Below are 14,727 nucleotides of genomic sequence, written 5' to 3'. Positions count from 1 at the left end.
CCATCTCTCGAATATCAAAAATTGTTTCTATGGTTTATTTATTATGGCTTGTCCTTGATTTTTTATCATGTGATATTTGCTCCGAATGGGGGGAAAAATTTGAGATCCGCTCATCCATGGATACCCAATGACGATGAAAAGATTATTGAAGAAATGCTCAAAACAATAGGAATAAATGATCCAATGGAGTTGTTTTCCGATATTCCAAGGGAATTTCTCCTCAACAGAAAGCTCAAAGTAGGGAGGGGGATCCCTCTATCTTCAATTAGCATTGAGAGGGAAATGGCTTCTTCTCTAATGGATGTTGAGGATATCCCACTATACAGGATTTTTGCTGGGGGACCTGTTGCTCCTCACTACACTCATCCAGTAGTTGATGCCATAATATCAAGAGGAGAGATTCTAACGGCTTATACTCCATATCAGCCAGAGGTTTCTCAAGGGCTTCTCAAGATGCTTTTTGAATATCAAAGCGCTATGGCAGTACTTTATGGTGTCGAGATAGTAAATGCGGGCATGTATGACGGGGCCACAGCTTTGGCAGAGGCATCGCTAATGTCTGTCAGGGTGAAGAAGAACAAAAAAATCTTGGTTCCCAGCACCCTTTTTGAAGAATACAAGAGCGTCCTGAAAACATATTTTCAAGGTCACGAAATTTCCTATGTAGAATACTCGTTTGATGAAGAGACAGGAGAGATAAACTCTGAGGAATTATCGAAAATAAGGAATGAAAAAGGTGCAGGAGTAATTGTTGATTATCCCTCAAATACTGGAGAAGTGAGAAAAACAACTGCTGAGATAATTCAGGAAGCGCATAATGCCAACTCAATTGCAATTGCATTCTCAGACCCTTCATCCCTAGGCATCCTCGCTCCTCCAGGAGACCTTGGAGTAGACATTGTTGTTGGAGAGGGGCAATCGCTGGGCCTTCCATTGTATGGGGGAGGCATGCTACTTGGAATATTGGGAATTAGGAACGATAGAGAGCTGCTGAGAAATCTACCAGGAAGACTGATTGGCGAGACCGTTGATGCTGATGGAAATATAGGCTATGCTATGATTCTCCAGAGCAGGGAGCAACATATAAGAAGAGAGAAGGCAACTTCGAATATAACAACTGGTGCTTCATTGAATGCAATAGCTGCACTGGTAAGCCTTGCTCTAAAAGGATCAAGGGGATTGAGAAAGGAGGGCTCAAAGATACTGGAATTAACAGAAGAACTGAAGAAAAAGCTGAGCGAGAACGGTTTAGAAATCATTCATCCGAGGGCACTGCACTACAAAAATATAGCATTTCGTTTTCCTTCTGGAAAAGATAGCAAGAAAATCTTCATGAGAATGGTAAAAGAAAGATCAATAATTCCCTTCTCAATGACTGTTCAAGGAGGAATATCATGTGCTACAGAAGTTCATGAGAGAGAGGATATAGAAATTTTTGGAGCATCTCTGAGGGAGGTGCTATCAAATGGTATTTAGGCAGGCTAAATGGGATGAAAAGCTCTTATTTGAATATAGAATTGAGAGAGAGAAGGAAGAAATAGAGCTATTACCTGAATCTCTTAGGAGAAAAGAGCTAGCGCTTCCCAACTTGAGCGAGTTGGAGGTTGTCAGGCACTTTACTAGGCTGAGTCAGATATCCTACGGAATTGATGTTGGACCGGTTCCTCTAGGTTCATGTACAATGAAATATAATCCAAAAATAGCTGCCAGGATCCTTCAGTCCAGCAAGCTGAGAAACATGCATCCCTCTCTTCTCTTAGCGGGGGGAGCGAGAGGTTTGCTGAGGATTATCTATGAGCTTCAGGAGTGGTTCAAGGAAATAACAGGAATGGATGCATGCAGCCTTCAGCCACCTGCTGGAGCTTCTGGAGAGCTCAGCGGAGTTCTCATGATAAAAGCATATCATCGAGATAGAAAAGATGAGCTTAGAGATGAGATGATAGTGCCTGATAGTGCGCATGGAAGCAATCCTGCCAGCTCGGCAATGGGTGGGTTCAAAGTTGTGAGAATACAGACAAATGAGAGGGGAAATGTGGATGTCAATGCTCTTAGGAATGCAGCAGGAAGGAAAACTGCTGGTCTCATGCTGACTAATCCCAACACCCTTGGCTTGTTTGAGGAGGAAATAAAGGAAATATCAAGCATAGTTCACAGCTCAGGAGGTCTTCTTTATTACGATGGTGCTAACTTGAATGGGATAATTGGAATAGCTAGACCAGGAGATATGGGTTTTGACATTGTCCATTTGAATCTTCATAAGACTTTTGGTTCACCCCATGGTGGCGGTGGACCTGGAGCTGGGGCTGTTTGTGCTAAAGGTGAGCTGGCAAAATATCTTCCAGGCTATTTAATTGAAGAGGAGAATGGAGAATTTGTGTGGAGGACTCCAGAGAAAAGCATTGGGAATGTATTGAGCACCTTGGGAAATATACCGGGCATGATCTATGCATATGCTTTCATTCTAGCTTATGGAGAGGATATATGGAAAGTTGCTGTGCATTCTTCATTGAACACTAATTATTTCCTCTCTCTCCTCAAAGAACTGAACATCATTGAGCTACCCTATGATCCCAATAGATTTAGGAAGCATGAAGCAGTTATATCCTTGAAGCGCCTGGCAGAGGAGATAGGAGCGACAGCAGATGATGCTGCAAAGTTCCTTCTTGACAGGGGACTTCATGCCCCAACTATATACTTTCCATTAATTGTGGATGAAGCGATGATGTTCGAGTTCACAGAAACAGAATCTGCTGAAACCGTTAAAATGTATGTGGAAGCACTTAGGGATTTCGTTACAATTGCCCAAAGAAATAGGGAAAAAATCAAGGAGCTTCCACTCAATACTTCTTCGAGGAAGCTAGATCTTGTTAGAGCAAATCATCCCCAAACACTGAAGCCCTCTATAGTCTACGGTGTAGATAATGCTAAGCAGAGATCTGTTTGAAAGCTCGGAATATGGCAAAATTTTTAATTGGATTGTTAATCAGCTCCCTCTCAATTTTTCAGAAGATAGCATTGCCGCAAAAATGCTTGCTAATAAGATAGAGTATGATCTAGATGCACTGAATCGCGGCTTTCAATTAATAGAGGGAAAGGAAGTAGCGATAGTTGGCAATGGTCCTGAGCTGGAGATAATTGAGAGAATTGAGGGGGAGGTCTTAGTAGTAGCAGATTCAGCTTTATGGAAAGCAGTGAAAAAACTTAGGAGAACCCCAGATATGCTAGTTACAGACTTCGATGGAATTTCAGGAATTGATGAAGGATTAATGAGTAAAATTTCATTGATTGTTGGACACATTCATGGAGACAATTTTCAAGCTGCATCCAATTTCATTGAGAAGCTCAGAGGGCTGAAGGGCAAAGTTCTCTTTACAACTCAGAGGGATCCCCAACCTCCTTTTTTTAATTTTGGTGGATTCACAGATGGTGATAGATCCGTGTTCGCTGCTCTCTTCTTTGGAGCCAGAAATGTACGCGTTTATTCCATTGGAGAAACTGTTTTACCCTCAAGGAATAGCTTTCCGAAAAGCACTAGGATGAGGAAGTTCTGGATAGGGAAGCTTCTAGTTGAATGGTTGAAATGCAAGGGAGAAAATGTGGAAATACCTCTCTCCGGTTTAATTGAATGTTCTCCATTTCCATGGGAGGCTGAGATGCATGAAAGTAGGCATTAAGGGACTTACCTTTGATTCATCTCACTATACATTGTCAGAGAATGGAAAGTGCGAGTCTCTCCATGGTCACACATTCGAACTGGAGCTGGAAGTTGAGGGAGAAATTAATGCTGAAACTGGAATGATTATGGATTTCAGCACTCTGAAAAAGGCAGCTAGAGAAGTTCTTTCCGAATATGACCACAAATTGATCCTTCCTGCTTCCCACATCTCAAAAACTCAACTTAGTGGCCTATTTAGGACAGATATTAAGCTAATTGACTATCCACATGCTACTACAGAATACATTGCCCTTTCTATATTGAAGGATTTGCGGAAGAAAATCGATGGAAAAATTACGGTTAGGCTATATGAGGGAAAGAACAATTTTGTGGAAGTGAAGAGCGATGAGCTTTAAACAGGCATCGCCAGATATTCATGAAGACCCTCCTGCTTATCCTTTGGATATTAACAGAGCTGGAATTAGGAGTTTGTATATACCAATTAGCTTGGAATGGGATAGCTCGTGCTTGGATGTATCTGGAAGACTCTCGGTCCTGATCTCCCTCCCTGGTAGCAAAAAGGGCGTTCACATTGCAAGGCTTGTTTCTAATGTGCTGGAGACATTCGATGAAAAATGCATGAGGATAGAAAATGCCCTTTCCCGCATTGCTGCGAGAGCTCTATCGTCTCATCCTGATTCAAACTCAGCTGAGATCAAAATAATTTTTTCAGTTCCAAAAGATGGACAGGAGATCCCCATACGTTTGGGAGTAACTAGAAAGAGGACAGGGGAAGAGAGGTGGCATCTCGCTGTTTCTATGAAGGGAACCATATCATGTCCATGTGCAAAGGAGGTATTCAAATTCTATGAAAAAACTGACTGGAATGTAACGCCTACTCATATGCAGAGGGCACTTGCAGAGGTTAAAGTAGAGAGTCACAAAAACAGCATGTCTCTAGAAAATGCTATGGAGCTAATTGACCTGATTAGCCAGTCTTTTTCAGGAAAGCTGCAAGTATATCTATCCCGAGATGAGGAGGAAAGGCTTATAAAAAAGATAATAAATACTCCTCTCTTCGCCGAGGACCTTGCCAGGAAAATTGGATGGCAGCTTGCTAAAAGTTCAATATCTTTGAAGGCTGACTGGATATCTGTTAGAGTAACGAGCTTCGAGTCAATTCATCCATTCAATGTATATGGGGAGGTAATGATAGATGGTGAAGAGCTTAGGAATAGATCCTGGTACAAAGAGCTTTGACATAGTTCTCCTCAGTGATGGAAGGGTTGTTTGGGAAAAAAGCATGGAAACGGAGCAAATAGCTTCAAATCCTGAAATTCTCCTTCAGGAGCTGAAGAGAGAGGAGGGGGAAGCTGATATAATTATTGGCCCTTCTGGCTACGGAGTCCCCTATGTATGCAACGATGATATTGTGGATCCAAAGATATTCTTCTCTGAAATTCTTCTCCTCACTCCGCTATACCTCTTGATGAAGAAGCAGAATGATCTTGGCTTTAATGTCTACAGAGCTCTGTATAAGTTGGGTACTCAGTTGTGGAGAAAGGGAGCCCCAGCTTGCTATATCCCTTCAGTTAAACAGCTTTCCACCGTGGAAATTTCCTTCAAGGTGAATAAAATAGATTTGGGAACAGCTGATAAATTAGCTTCGACATTTATCGCTTCCCATTACTTAAGGGGGGTCCTTGGGGAGAATGGCATTAATGATTTCTTCCTCCTCGAGCTCGGGTTTGGTTACAATGCTCTAATCAGAGTGAAGAACGGATATATATATGGAGGTCTTGGCGGAACATCCTTGGGTCCTGGATTCCTGACAGCTGGTCCCCTAGACCTAGAGATTGTGGTGGCTGGGAAGAGATGGAAAAGGAATTCTGTGTGGAAGGGGGGACTTTTTGAGACGTGTGGTAATATTCCAATGTATGAGGTTTTTCAGTCTAGAGGAGAGATCTGCAGAGCATATGCAAAAAATATGCTTCAAACAATTAAGGCTGGAATTCACTATTTGGGAGGGAGTGGAACAGAGCCTGTAGTTTTAAGCGGAAGGTGGAGCAACCCAGAGCTCTCACTTTTTCTGAAGAAAGAGCTTGGTTTGAATATAGTTTTCACCAGGCCTAGACTGGAGGGAAGCTTTGCTTCGAAGGAGGCAGCACAAGGTATGGCAATGATGGGGGATGCACTGCTCGGAGGAAGGTTTACATCTATCTTCAGACAAATGAAGCTCGATAGAGCAGGTGGAACAGTAATGGATTTCATATATATACCAGATCTTAGAAAGGTTGCTGAAAGGCACTTTGAGGCATATAGGAAAAGCTTAAAGAAGGAAAAGTTTGAAATGATATTCAGAAACGATGATGAGAGTCATGCCGAGTGAGTTCGGCGATGAGCCTCTCTGGGGTATCTGAGTATTGCTATGAACAATGCCTAAGTCCTTTTGAACCATAACTGAGCACAATTTCCTTCTGCTTATAGGGTAAGGACTTGGGATAAGCAGAGACAAGTAGAACAAAAGAGAGCCCAGCTTAGCACTTAGCTCCAATAAAAGGAAATAGGTATAATAGTTGAAAAATCCGCATGGAAATTTTTTCAACGGGATTTGCTGAAATATTTGGGGGGATCTCCTCCGTGTTATAATGCCTTGAATTTCTCAAACCAAGCTTCATACCTCTTAACATAGAGGGGATCAACGCTGGGCTTCCTTATGCGCAATATTTCCAAGAAGTCCTCCATGTTTATAGCTCTCGGTTCTCCGTTTCCTAGATTCTTCTCGAAGAACTCTCTTATTACTCTCATATGAGCTGCTTGGATTACATCTCTAATATCGCTTGCAGTATACCCTTCTGTCTGCTCAACCAGCTTGTCGAAGTCAATATCGTTTGAAATAGGAAGATTCTTTGTATAGAGCTTGAATAGCTGCATTCTAGCTTCCTTGTCTGGAAGTGGTATGAATATTCTCTTGTTGAATCTCCTTATGAAGGCTTCATCAAGTTGCCATGGCTTATTCGTCGCTCCTATTACATAGATATGGAATTTCTTATCTTTATCTTGAATTCCATCCATTTCCTTCAAGAATTGATTTCTCACTCTAACTTCGCCGCCTATTTCTCCAGAGAATGTTCCCAGCAATGCGTCAATCTCATCGATGAATATTATTACCGGAGATCCTTCCTCGTTTTTTTCTCTTGCAAACTTGAAAATCTTGCTGACGTTTTTCTCAGCTTCTCCAAGCCACTTGGACATTATGTTGGCAGCATCTACATAGAGAAAATAGCCATTTACTTCATTGGCAACTGCTGCCGCTAGCATGGTTTTTCCGCATCCTGGAGGTCCAAAGAGGAGGATCCCCCTTGGCCATCCAAGTGGGAAGAGGTCTGGCCTCTTTATTGGATATATAATTGCCTCTGTTATGGCTTGCTTGGCATCCCTGAGATCTGCTATGTCATCAAACTTCACGTTTGGTTTTTGCGCTAGAACTATATCCTCTAAGAGATCCTTCTTTTCCGATCCCTTTGTTCTGGATTCTCCAACTGCTTCAGCATCATTCTGCAGCTGCTGTATTCTTTTCTCATAGCTTTTTATCATTTCAAGATAAGTGGAAACGAGAGGACTGTCTGGATACATTCTCACTATTTTTGTAAGTATTTCTATGGCTTTCCTGTAATTCTGAATGGCAGCATCATAGTCTCCATCCTTATCAGCTGCTACTGCTGCTCTGGCATACCTAGTTGCCATTTCCTGTAAATATGGGAAAGCCAAAAAAATCACCTCGAAAAATTATTATTGTGTTCTTCCCGGAGAGGCTATCTTGATTTTGCCCTTCTTACTCAGATTGTAAAGAACTTCATAGACTTTCTCCTTATCAATCCCAAGCTTCGCTGATATTTCTGTGACGAAAATTTTTCCCCCGCTTCTCTTTATTTCCTCAAGCACCAACTGCTCAAGTTCTTCATTGGAATTTGATGGAACTGTCTGTATTGGAACTTGTACAGCTTTTTTCTCTACTTGTTTCTGCTGAGCCCGCTGGGAAGCATTTTGAGGTCTGAGCTTCTCTGGCTCAGGAAGTTCGGCCTCAACGCTGTTCTCAGCCTGCTTCCAGGCTTCTTTTATCACGCTCTCAACATCTTCATTCTGAAGGAAGTTGTGGCTTGCATTGTACTGGTTTCCCGAAGTTGTTGTTACAATTATGTCGGTTATTAGCCTATTTATCTCATCTAGGGTTTCACCTGCTTTCGGGAATATTGAAGATATTTCTGTTTTCACTCCATTTAGCATGTTTGCTACAGGACCCAGGACTGCGTGAAAGTCGTGAATGTCTTTTACAGTTTGAAGCCTCTGAATTACTCTTTCCAAGCTTATCTTTGTGAAGCGGATTGCCTTCAGAAAGCTTCTCAGCTCATATACTTCCTCCGCATAGACCTTGCCTAGGTTCTGATAGGTGCCTCTCTCATCTTCCTTTGTAGCAGAGTTCATCAGCTTGAAATTATCAACAGCCCTAGCAAAGAGCTCATCTATCCTCTTCTTTGTTCTATATTCCAGTTCTTCAAACTTGTCCTGCTCGTTCTTCAACCTAACCATTATGTCCTGAAGCATTTCCTCCCAGTCAGCTCTCCTATCTGACTCCGCACCTAGCAGTCCTCTGAACCAGGACAGTATTCCCTTTTTCCCTCCTCTATCAATGACTGAAGACATATTCTAACACCTAGACCCCTCCCCACTTTTTGGGAGAGCTGTTGCTACGGTGATTTTGTGTTTTCTCCTCATGTTATGCTGTTCCACTCTGAGCAGTAGGCTGTTCGTGAAGCTCCACCACTATTGGCTGCTCTGCTCCTTTTTGAACTCCTTCGGTGGTTGAGGGAGATATTTCCTTCAGAACCGCATCAATATCAAGGTTCTGTGTTTCCAGTTTTGCTATTAAATCGAGTATTCTCTTTGCCTCGTTTTTCTCTTCAAGGTTTCTATCCTTGTTCTGCCTCAATATATCAGCAGCTGGCTTGTATCCTCTCTCTCCTATTTCTCCTGCAATGTAGCTCATTTTCAGAGCTGTTATGGCCTTCTCTATCTCCACTATTTGGTCCTCGAGCTCACCAATCCTCTTCTTTATCATTTCCTTCGCTTCATTTGCCTCCTTCTTCAACGAATCTAGATCTCTTGAGACCTGCCCTTTGAATTCCTCATAAGCGCTTCTTGCTATCTCTCCTTTAGCATAGAGATCATCAAGGGCCTTGGCTCTTCTTCTTGCTCTTTCTAGTCTTTCAATGACTCTAAGTGCTGAGTACTTCCAATCTGGAAGAAGCACTATTTCGTCTTTCTGAATTAGGATTCTATCAGCTTGGACTGTCTTGAAGTAAGAGTCGCCAAATAGAACTTCCACAGCCTTTACATTCCCGTCTATGTCGCTGTATAGGCTTGCCAGTGATCCAATTACCCTCTGGTAGGGATCTTTTACCTTTTGACCTACATATTTGTCAAGGTTATCAACTGTGTAATTTGTGACCATTGCCACTCACACCGATTGTTCTCTATTATAAATTCATTGTAGGAAAAGTTTAAAAGGGACGGGACATGGTTTCCCAAAAAAGCTTGAAAAAGTCTATTTTCTATTTATCAGCGGGAAGTCCTCTATTTTCGCTGTTCCTTTCCTTCCTCTCTCATCCACTATTTCAACATGCTCTCCCACAATCGCATATCTGCTGTCAATGTATCCCTGAGCAATTCCCCTTTCCAAAACAGGGCTGAAACTTCCGCTTGTAATCCATCCTATTTCAATGTCTTCCACAAGTATTTTGCTCCCTTTTCTTGGAATGTACCTACTATGCTCTTTTCTCATGATGAAGCCAAATCTCAGCCACCTAGCTCCCTCTCTTCTGCAGGCTCTAAGGGTTTCTTCCCCAATGAATCCGACTTTATCCCAATCAATGGCTCCCATTCCATATCTCAGAGATGTAGCACACGGATAGTGCCTAGGATCTTCCCCATATTCATTTCCACCAAGTACAAATCCCATTTCCATCCTCAGAGAATCCCTAGCAGCAATTCCTACTGGGACAGCACCTGCTTCTAGTAATTTTCTATAGAATTCCTCTCCTTTTTCTACCCTGATCCACAGCTCGAATCCGTCCTCACCAGTCCAACCACTTCTGCTTATCAAGTAAACCCCGTTTTGCATGTCAGCATTCTGTATCATGAACTGAAGGGGTTTAAGTTCTAGAGCGTCCTTCAACCCTATCTTTTCCATTGCTTCGGGGCTTTTGGGGCCCTGAACAGCAAACATTACATATTTGTCTGTGAGATCGTCTATTGTTACTCTCAGCTTCTCATTTTTCGCGATTTCATTCAAATGCCCAATCATTCTGTCTTTATATGCAGCATTGGGAACACTCAGAAATTCCGTATTGCTAACCCTATAGAGCATTTCGTCATCTATAACTCTGGCAAAATAATTGAGAGCCAGCGTGGGACCACTCATGAATCCCTCTTTGGTTTTCTGGATTTTTTTCGTGAATGTTTTTTCCAGCAAATAAATTGAATCCTCTCCTCTGATTGCTATTCTACCCATATGGCTGATGTCAAATATGCCAACTGATTTTCTTACAGACTGATGTTCTTGAATTACTGAGCCATAGTCCATTGGGACCAGCCAGCCAGCAAACTCTCCAAAATTTGCTCCCAATTGTTCGTGAAGCTTCTTCAAGGGAATTTCCTTCATTTTTTCACTCACCGATCTTTGGTATTGAAGACAAACTATAAATTTGCTTACTCAGAGAAAAATCCGATAGTACTCTATACTGGAAAATAATAAGGCCATGTAAATGGCACTTATGAAAGTGGTGATAAAATTGGGTATTTTACAGATAAAGAACTATATACTTAGGGATGACTTGCTTTACACAAAAACGGATGAGTGGGTCAAGCTCGATGGAGAAATAGCTATTTTGGGGATAACAGACTTCGCTCAGAAACAGCTGAGAGATATAGTTGGAGTCGATCTTCCCCAAAAAGGGAAAAGAGTGGAGAGAGGGGATGCTATTGCTACTTTGGACTCGGTTAAAGCTGTCTCAGATGTATATTCCCCTCTAACGGGTGAAATCGTGGATGTAAATGAAACGCTGCTAGAAGCACCACAGCTGATAAACAATGATCCCTATGAGAGCGGATGGATAGTTAAGATAAAAATTCAAAACAAGGAAGAAATTGCCGAGCTGCTTTCACCAACTAAGTATGCAGAACTAATAAAGGAGAGAATAGCAAAAAAATAACATAGTAGGGGAATAATTTATGCCTCAAATAAAGAACGAGGAGGAAATTGAGGGTGTGATTTTTCAAGAATATGAAGATATAGAGCTGCCGTCTCCTTCATATCTCATCGTGGGCTTCCCAGATGCTGGGCTTGTAGGTGGGATATCAATAAGCCATCTAATTAGAGAGCTGAATCCGACCGAAGTTGGCGGAATAGATATTCCTAGGTTGAATCCTCCTGTAGTTTTTGTCAGAGATGGCGAAGCAAAGCCTCCAATAAAAATTTTCAGGAAAGATGGGGTGCTAATAGTGGCATCTGAAATTCCAATAGTTCCTGCAGCTATACAGATGTTCAGCTACGCTCTATTGGAATACGCTATGAGGAGGAGGATAGATTTTATTGTGGGGATTACTGGTCTTGGAACGCCAGATAGAATTAACAAGGAGAAACCCCAAGTGTATGCCGCTTTTTCAGGGGACAAAATGAAAAAAATGATAGGCGATAAAAACATTCAGTTATTTACTGAGGGAGCTATACTTGGCCCATTCGCTATATTCCTGAAGGAATCCAGAAGGTTTAGGCTCAATAGCGTTGTTCTCCTGGCTGAAACCTTTCCAGAGCTTCCGGACCCTGAAGCAGCATCAGTTGCTGTTGAAGCGCTATCAAAGCTAATAGGAACAAAAATAAACATAGAAAAGTTGCTGGAAGAAGCAGAATTCATAAGGCTTAGAAACAAGGAGCTGATGAAGCAGACTGCGAGAATGATGAGTCAAACTGGAAAGAGCGTTGAAGCTCAACCGAGCATGCTATATACGTGAGGGAGGGTCTCATGTCATGGGATGATGAATTTGAAATCCTAAGATCCTATGTAAGGAGAAGGATGAAAGAGCTTGAAAAGGAGCTGGAAAGCGCTTTCTCTTTAACAAGCGCTCCACTATTCGGGGAATTTTTCCCACAAATAAAGTTCGATGAGCCTCTTCACCAAGTATATCTACTAGAAAATGAGTGCGTTGTCATTATAGATGCTCCATTGCTGGACAATTCAAGCATAAGTGTGGAGGCAGAGAAGGGAAGAATGAGAATTGAGGGTAAAATGAGAAAGACTGTGAGAACCGAGGAGCTTGGATATAGCACAATTAGGAAGGAGATTTCCAGCTACTACAAGGAGATTTCGATTCCAACCGAATGCGATGTATCGAGAATGTCATATTCTTTTAAAAAAGGCAGAATAATTGTGAGGATGCCCAGGTCATAATGATTGCTGAAGTTGGGGTTAATTGTGTGAAGCTATGAGCGGGAAAAGAGAAAAGATAAAATGGTATTTGATTACAAGTGCCCTTCTATATGCTGTGATATTTGTGGCAACAATTGCTCTTTTTTGTCTATGGCTCTTGTCTGAATGGCTCCATGAATGGTTCCCTGTAGTGCCATACCTATTCTATTTCTTCATCATGTTATTAGCTTATGTAAAAATTCTGAAAGTTATTGGCAAAAAAGTGGAAGAAAATGGGAAAATTGTGCTAGTTTTTTTCACTGCTATCTCTGTAATACTGTGGATCATGGCATCGATGCTGGGGATAGCTGGATGGAGCGATTTCACAGCTGCTTTTAAATTCTCATCTCTTTTTTCCCTCATTTTTACTATTGCTTTCATGGCATTATCCAAGATGCTCATGCGCAGGAGAAAAAGTGGAGATGATTACATTGTTGAACTATTTGAGAAAAAATAGCACATGCTTTTGATTTATGAACTAGTTAACGATTTTATCTTCTTTACAAAAGGAGAGTAGCAGAGCATATTGCCTTGGGATGGAAAATGCGTATATGGATGGATGCCTTGACGCCAAAGCAGCTTCTTCTCTTTTCCAAGCTTGCCTCTATCCTCGAATCGGATATGGGAGCAGAAGTAATGATAACGGCAAGGAAAACTGAGGAAATTTTTAGAATTAATTCTCTCCTTGGAAACAAGGCTATACTTGTAGGAACGCATGGTAGGACTAAGTTCGACAAGCTCTTGAGAGATATAGAGAGGATGAAGGATTTAGTTGGTCTAATTAGGGATTTTTCCCCTGATTACTTGGTTTCATATCCGAGCCCTTCTTCCGTCAGGATAGCTTTTGGACTAAGTTCAAAAATTGTATTGTATAGTGATACCCCACATGCTGCTCACGTCCATCTTCTGACAGTTCCTCTATCCAACTATCTAATTTTTTCATCCTTCATCGAAAAGGGGAAATTTCTTCCATATGTTCCAAGGGGAAGTAGAACTTTTCTCTTGAGGTACAAGGGAGTAGAAGAGCTTGCTTGGGTAAACGGATATTCTCCATCGGAAAGCAGCGTGAAGAGACTTGGCCTCGAACCATATAGTTACGTATTGGTTAGACCTCCAGAGATATTCGCGTCATATTATAGCTGGGGATTCGAAGATTTTAAGGAGCTTGTAAAGGAACTGGCAAAAAAGGTGAGGGTTGTTCTTGTTCCTAGATATGAAGATGATTCAGAGAGATATAAGGGAACCAATATTGAAGTGATAGGGGAACCAATGCTTGGCCTGGATCTCGAGTACTACAGCATCGCTACAATTAGCGGTGGAGGAACTATGTCCAGAGAGGCTTCTCTTTTAGGGGTGCCCTCCATCTCTCTTTTTCCCCTCAAGCTGGATGTTGATTCTGGACTTCGCGAGCTCGGATTTCCCCTGTACAGGGCGCTATCCTCAAAGGATGCCCTAAGATTCATATATGATGTTATGGAAGGAAATATAAAAAGGAAAAAAATAGAAGCCAGTAAGATATTGGAGCACCCAGTCATCCCACTGAAGAAAGTATTGCTTGGTGATGAAGCAATATGAAGTATTCATTCAGCATATGGCCAAAATCAAGAATAAATGAGAGAGATCTTAGCTATGCTTCGAGTATGGGATTTGAGAATATTGAGGTTAGCTTGGAGTATCCTTGGCCCTTCTGGGATTCTAATTCTTTCAATGAAATAATGAAGCTCTTAAGGGATCAGGGATTCAGCTTAGGTGCACATCTTCCGTGGAGAGACTTGGTCATTGCTTCCCCATATGAGGAAGTGAGAAGGGGGGCTATTGCTTATATAATGAGGTTGCTCGAAGTAATGACAAAATGGGATTTCAAATACGCAGTTGCTCATTTTTCGACGAGGGAGAAAGTGAGGTTCGGCAATAGAGATTATCTATCTCCAATAATACTAGAAATGAAAGATGCAGCAGAGAAGTTTAAAGATGCTGGTATAATTTTTGCTGTTGAGAACGCTCCATACGGTCCTCTTGCAGTGAAGGAAAGCTTCGTGCAGTTATTGAGAGAGCTAGATGGAAATGCCTGCCTCGATCTGGGACACGTAGTGGCAAGGCTCATCAGCAATGGGGAAAATCAGCTATCAATGGTGGAGAGCATGATTAACGATTGGGTAAGTTCGATAGCCGAAAAGACAAGTGTTGTTCATGTACATGGTGTGGCAAAGATCAATGGAAATGTCGTCGAGCATATGAGGATTTCTGGTTATGAAAAGTATTTCGCTAAGTCCTTGAATATCTTGGAAAAGTTAGGGAGAGATCCCTTTGTGACGCTCGAAGTTTTCTTCAAAGATGAAAGGCTCGTAGATGCCGATATTGAAACCGTTATTAGAGAATTGAGCCTGTTGAAAGAAGCTAGAATTTCAGCTTTCTAGAAAAAGCGGAAAGCAAAAAGCGAAAGGGGATTTAAAAACAATTTGAATAAAATATCAAGGAAAAATGCATCATTGCATAAAAATCCTTTCCCTCAGATTTATATATCGAATGAAAGGGCTTTGCGGCAAC

General features: G+C 41.7%; 16 protein-coding genes. 12 read left to right on the top strand and 4 right to left on the bottom strand.

Going from position 1 to position 14,727, the window contains the following annotated elements; genetic code table 11:
- Positions 1–99: 99 nt before the first annotated feature.
- From gcvPA to QXR92_06595, 6 genes are read left to right on the top strand one after another with little or no spacing between them, the layout of a single operon-like run.
- Positions 100–1,476: an aminomethyl-transferring glycine dehydrogenase subunit GcvPA gene (gcvPA, locus tag QXR92_06620; GenBank protein MEM0319671.1), complete on the top strand. Its 1,377-nt coding sequence runs from the start codon at positions 100–102 to the stop codon at positions 1,474–1,476.
- Positions 1,466–2,944, top strand: a complete 1,479-nt coding sequence (gene gcvPB / locus QXR92_06615) for an aminomethyl-transferring glycine dehydrogenase subunit GcvPB (GenBank protein ID MEM0319670.1) — start codon at positions 1,466–1,468, stop codon at positions 2,942–2,944. The genes gcvPA and gcvPB overlap by 11 nt, the downstream gene beginning before the upstream one ends.
- Positions 2,922–3,674, top strand: a complete 753-nt coding sequence (locus QXR92_06610; GenBank protein MEM0319669.1) for a hypothetical protein — start codon at positions 2,922–2,924, stop codon at positions 3,672–3,674. The genes gcvPB and QXR92_06610 overlap by 23 nt, the downstream gene beginning before the upstream one ends.
- A complete protein-coding gene (locus QXR92_06605; GenBank protein MEM0319668.1) occupies positions 3,658–4,071 on the top strand; it encodes a 6-carboxytetrahydropterin synthase in 414 nt (137 codons plus the stop codon). Before QXR92_06610 ends, QXR92_06605 begins: the two co-directional genes overlap by 17 nt.
- On the top strand, positions 4,061–4,915 hold the full coding sequence (locus QXR92_06600) for a GTP cyclohydrolase, FolE2/MptA family (GenBank protein MEM0319667.1): 855 nt from the start codon (positions 4,061–4,063) through the stop codon (positions 4,913–4,915). Before QXR92_06605 ends, QXR92_06600 begins: the two co-directional genes overlap by 11 nt.
- The gene (locus QXR92_06595) at positions 4,872–6,044 is read left to right on the top strand and encodes a DUF1464 family protein (protein MEM0319666.1); all 1,173 of its coding nucleotides are present in this window, start codon (positions 4,872–4,874) and stop codon (positions 6,042–6,044) included. The genes QXR92_06600 and QXR92_06595 overlap by 44 nt, the downstream gene beginning before the upstream one ends.
- Positions 6,045–6,298: 254 nt before the next feature.
- On the opposite strand, the gene QXR92_06590 is transcribed toward QXR92_06595, so the two are convergent.
- From QXR92_06590 to gcvT, 4 genes are all read right to left on the bottom strand, one after another.
- Positions 6,299–7,435 (bottom strand): AAA family ATPase, encoded by a 1,137-nt coding sequence (locus tag QXR92_06590; GenBank protein MEM0319665.1) that lies wholly within the window; start codon positions 7,433–7,435, stop codon positions 6,299–6,301.
- A gap of 12 nt (positions 7,436–7,447) precedes the next feature.
- A complete protein-coding gene (locus QXR92_06585) occupies positions 7,448–8,359 on the bottom strand; it encodes a hypothetical protein (GenBank protein ID MEM0319664.1) in 912 nt (303 codons plus the stop codon).
- Between the two features lie 73 nt (positions 8,360–8,432).
- Positions 8,433–9,167, bottom strand: coding sequence for a CdvA-like protein (locus tag QXR92_06580; protein MEM0319663.1), 735 nt, complete (start codon positions 9,165–9,167; stop codon positions 8,433–8,435).
- 93 nt (positions 9,168–9,260) lie between these two features.
- Complete coding sequence (gene gcvT / locus QXR92_06575; protein MEM0319662.1) at positions 9,261–10,376, bottom strand: glycine cleavage system aminomethyltransferase GcvT; 1,116 nt, start codon at positions 10,374–10,376, stop codon at positions 9,261–9,263.
- A 130-nt stretch (positions 10,377–10,506) separates the two neighbouring features.
- Here gcvT and gcvH point away from each other — a divergent pair, with 130 nt between their 5' ends.
- The 6 genes from gcvH (at position 10,507) to QXR92_06545 (ending at position 14,597) form a co-directional block, all read left to right on the top strand.
- A complete protein-coding gene (gene gcvH, locus QXR92_06570) occupies positions 10,507–10,926 on the top strand; it encodes a glycine cleavage system protein GcvH (protein MEM0319661.1) in 420 nt (139 codons plus the stop codon).
- Positions 10,927–10,945: 19 nt separating this feature from the next.
- On the top strand, positions 10,946–11,725 hold the full coding sequence (locus tag QXR92_06565) for a PAC2 family protein (GenBank protein MEM0319660.1): 780 nt from the start codon (positions 10,946–10,948) through the stop codon (positions 11,723–11,725).
- 11 nt (positions 11,726–11,736) lie between these two features.
- A complete protein-coding gene (locus QXR92_06560) occupies positions 11,737–12,162 on the top strand; it encodes an Hsp20/alpha crystallin family protein (GenBank protein MEM0319659.1) in 426 nt (141 codons plus the stop codon).
- A 34-nt stretch (positions 12,163–12,196) separates the two neighbouring features.
- Positions 12,197–12,637: a hypothetical protein gene (locus QXR92_06555; protein ID MEM0319658.1), complete on the top strand. Its 441-nt coding sequence runs from the start codon at positions 12,197–12,199 to the stop codon at positions 12,635–12,637.
- An 86-nt stretch (positions 12,638–12,723) separates the two neighbouring features.
- Positions 12,724–13,755, top strand: coding sequence for a DUF354 domain-containing protein (locus tag QXR92_06550; protein MEM0319657.1), 1,032 nt, complete (start codon positions 12,724–12,726; stop codon positions 13,753–13,755).
- Positions 13,752–14,597, top strand: a complete 846-nt coding sequence (locus tag QXR92_06545; GenBank protein MEM0319656.1) for a sugar phosphate isomerase/epimerase — start codon at positions 13,752–13,754, stop codon at positions 14,595–14,597. The genes QXR92_06550 and QXR92_06545 overlap by 4 nt, the downstream gene beginning before the upstream one ends.
- The last annotated feature ends 130 nt before the right edge of the window (positions 14,598–14,727 follow it).

The organism is Fervidicoccaceae archaeon, from assembly GCA_038734945.1.
In the GTDB taxonomy this organism is placed as follows: Archaea; Thermoproteota; Thermoprotei_A; order Sulfolobales; family Fervidicoccaceae; genus ARK-14.
This window is presented reverse-complemented; position numbering and strand designations above follow the sequence as displayed.

What these genes read in the sequence shown, in the direction of transcription:
- gcvPB (MEM0319670.1), top strand. Translation starts at nt 1,466, where the DNA reads ATGGTATTTAGGCAGGCTAAATGGGATGAAAAGCTCTTATTTGAATAT.
- QXR92_06610 (MEM0319669.1), top strand. Translation starts at nt 2,922, where the DNA reads ATGCTAAGCAGAGATCTGTTTGAAAGCTCGGAATATGGCAAAATTTTT.
- QXR92_06605 (MEM0319668.1), top strand. Translation starts at nt 3,658, where the DNA reads ATGAAAGTAGGCATTAAGGGACTTACCTTTGATTCATCTCACTATACA.
- QXR92_06600 (MEM0319667.1), top strand. Translation starts at nt 4,061, where the DNA reads ATGAGCTTTAAACAGGCATCGCCAGATATTCATGAAGACCCTCCTGCT.
- QXR92_06595 (MEM0319666.1), top strand. Translation starts at nt 4,872, where the DNA reads ATGGTGAAGAGCTTAGGAATAGATCCTGGTACAAAGAGCTTTGACATA.
- QXR92_06585 (MEM0319664.1), bottom strand. Translation starts at nt 8,359, where the DNA reads ATGTCTTCAGTCATTGATAGAGGAGGGAAAAAGGGAATACTGTCCTGG.
- QXR92_06580 (MEM0319663.1), bottom strand. Translation starts at nt 9,167, where the DNA reads ATGGTCACAAATTACACAGTTGATAACCTTGACAAATATGTAGGTCAA.
- gcvT (MEM0319662.1), bottom strand. Translation starts at nt 10,376, where the DNA reads ATGAAGGAAATTCCCTTGAAGAAGCTTCACGAACAATTGGGAGCAAAT.
- QXR92_06565 (MEM0319660.1), top strand. Translation starts at nt 10,946, where the DNA reads ATGCCTCAAATAAAGAACGAGGAGGAAATTGAGGGTGTGATTTTTCAA.
- QXR92_06560 (MEM0319659.1), top strand. Translation starts at nt 11,737, where the DNA reads ATGTCATGGGATGATGAATTTGAAATCCTAAGATCCTATGTAAGGAGA.
- QXR92_06555 (MEM0319658.1), top strand. Translation starts at nt 12,197, where the DNA reads ATGAGCGGGAAAAGAGAAAAGATAAAATGGTATTTGATTACAAGTGCC.
- QXR92_06550 (MEM0319657.1), top strand. Translation starts at nt 12,724, where the DNA reads ATGCGTATATGGATGGATGCCTTGACGCCAAAGCAGCTTCTTCTCTTT.
- QXR92_06545 (MEM0319656.1), top strand. Translation starts at nt 13,752, where the DNA reads ATGAAGTATTCATTCAGCATATGGCCAAAATCAAGAATAAATGAGAGA.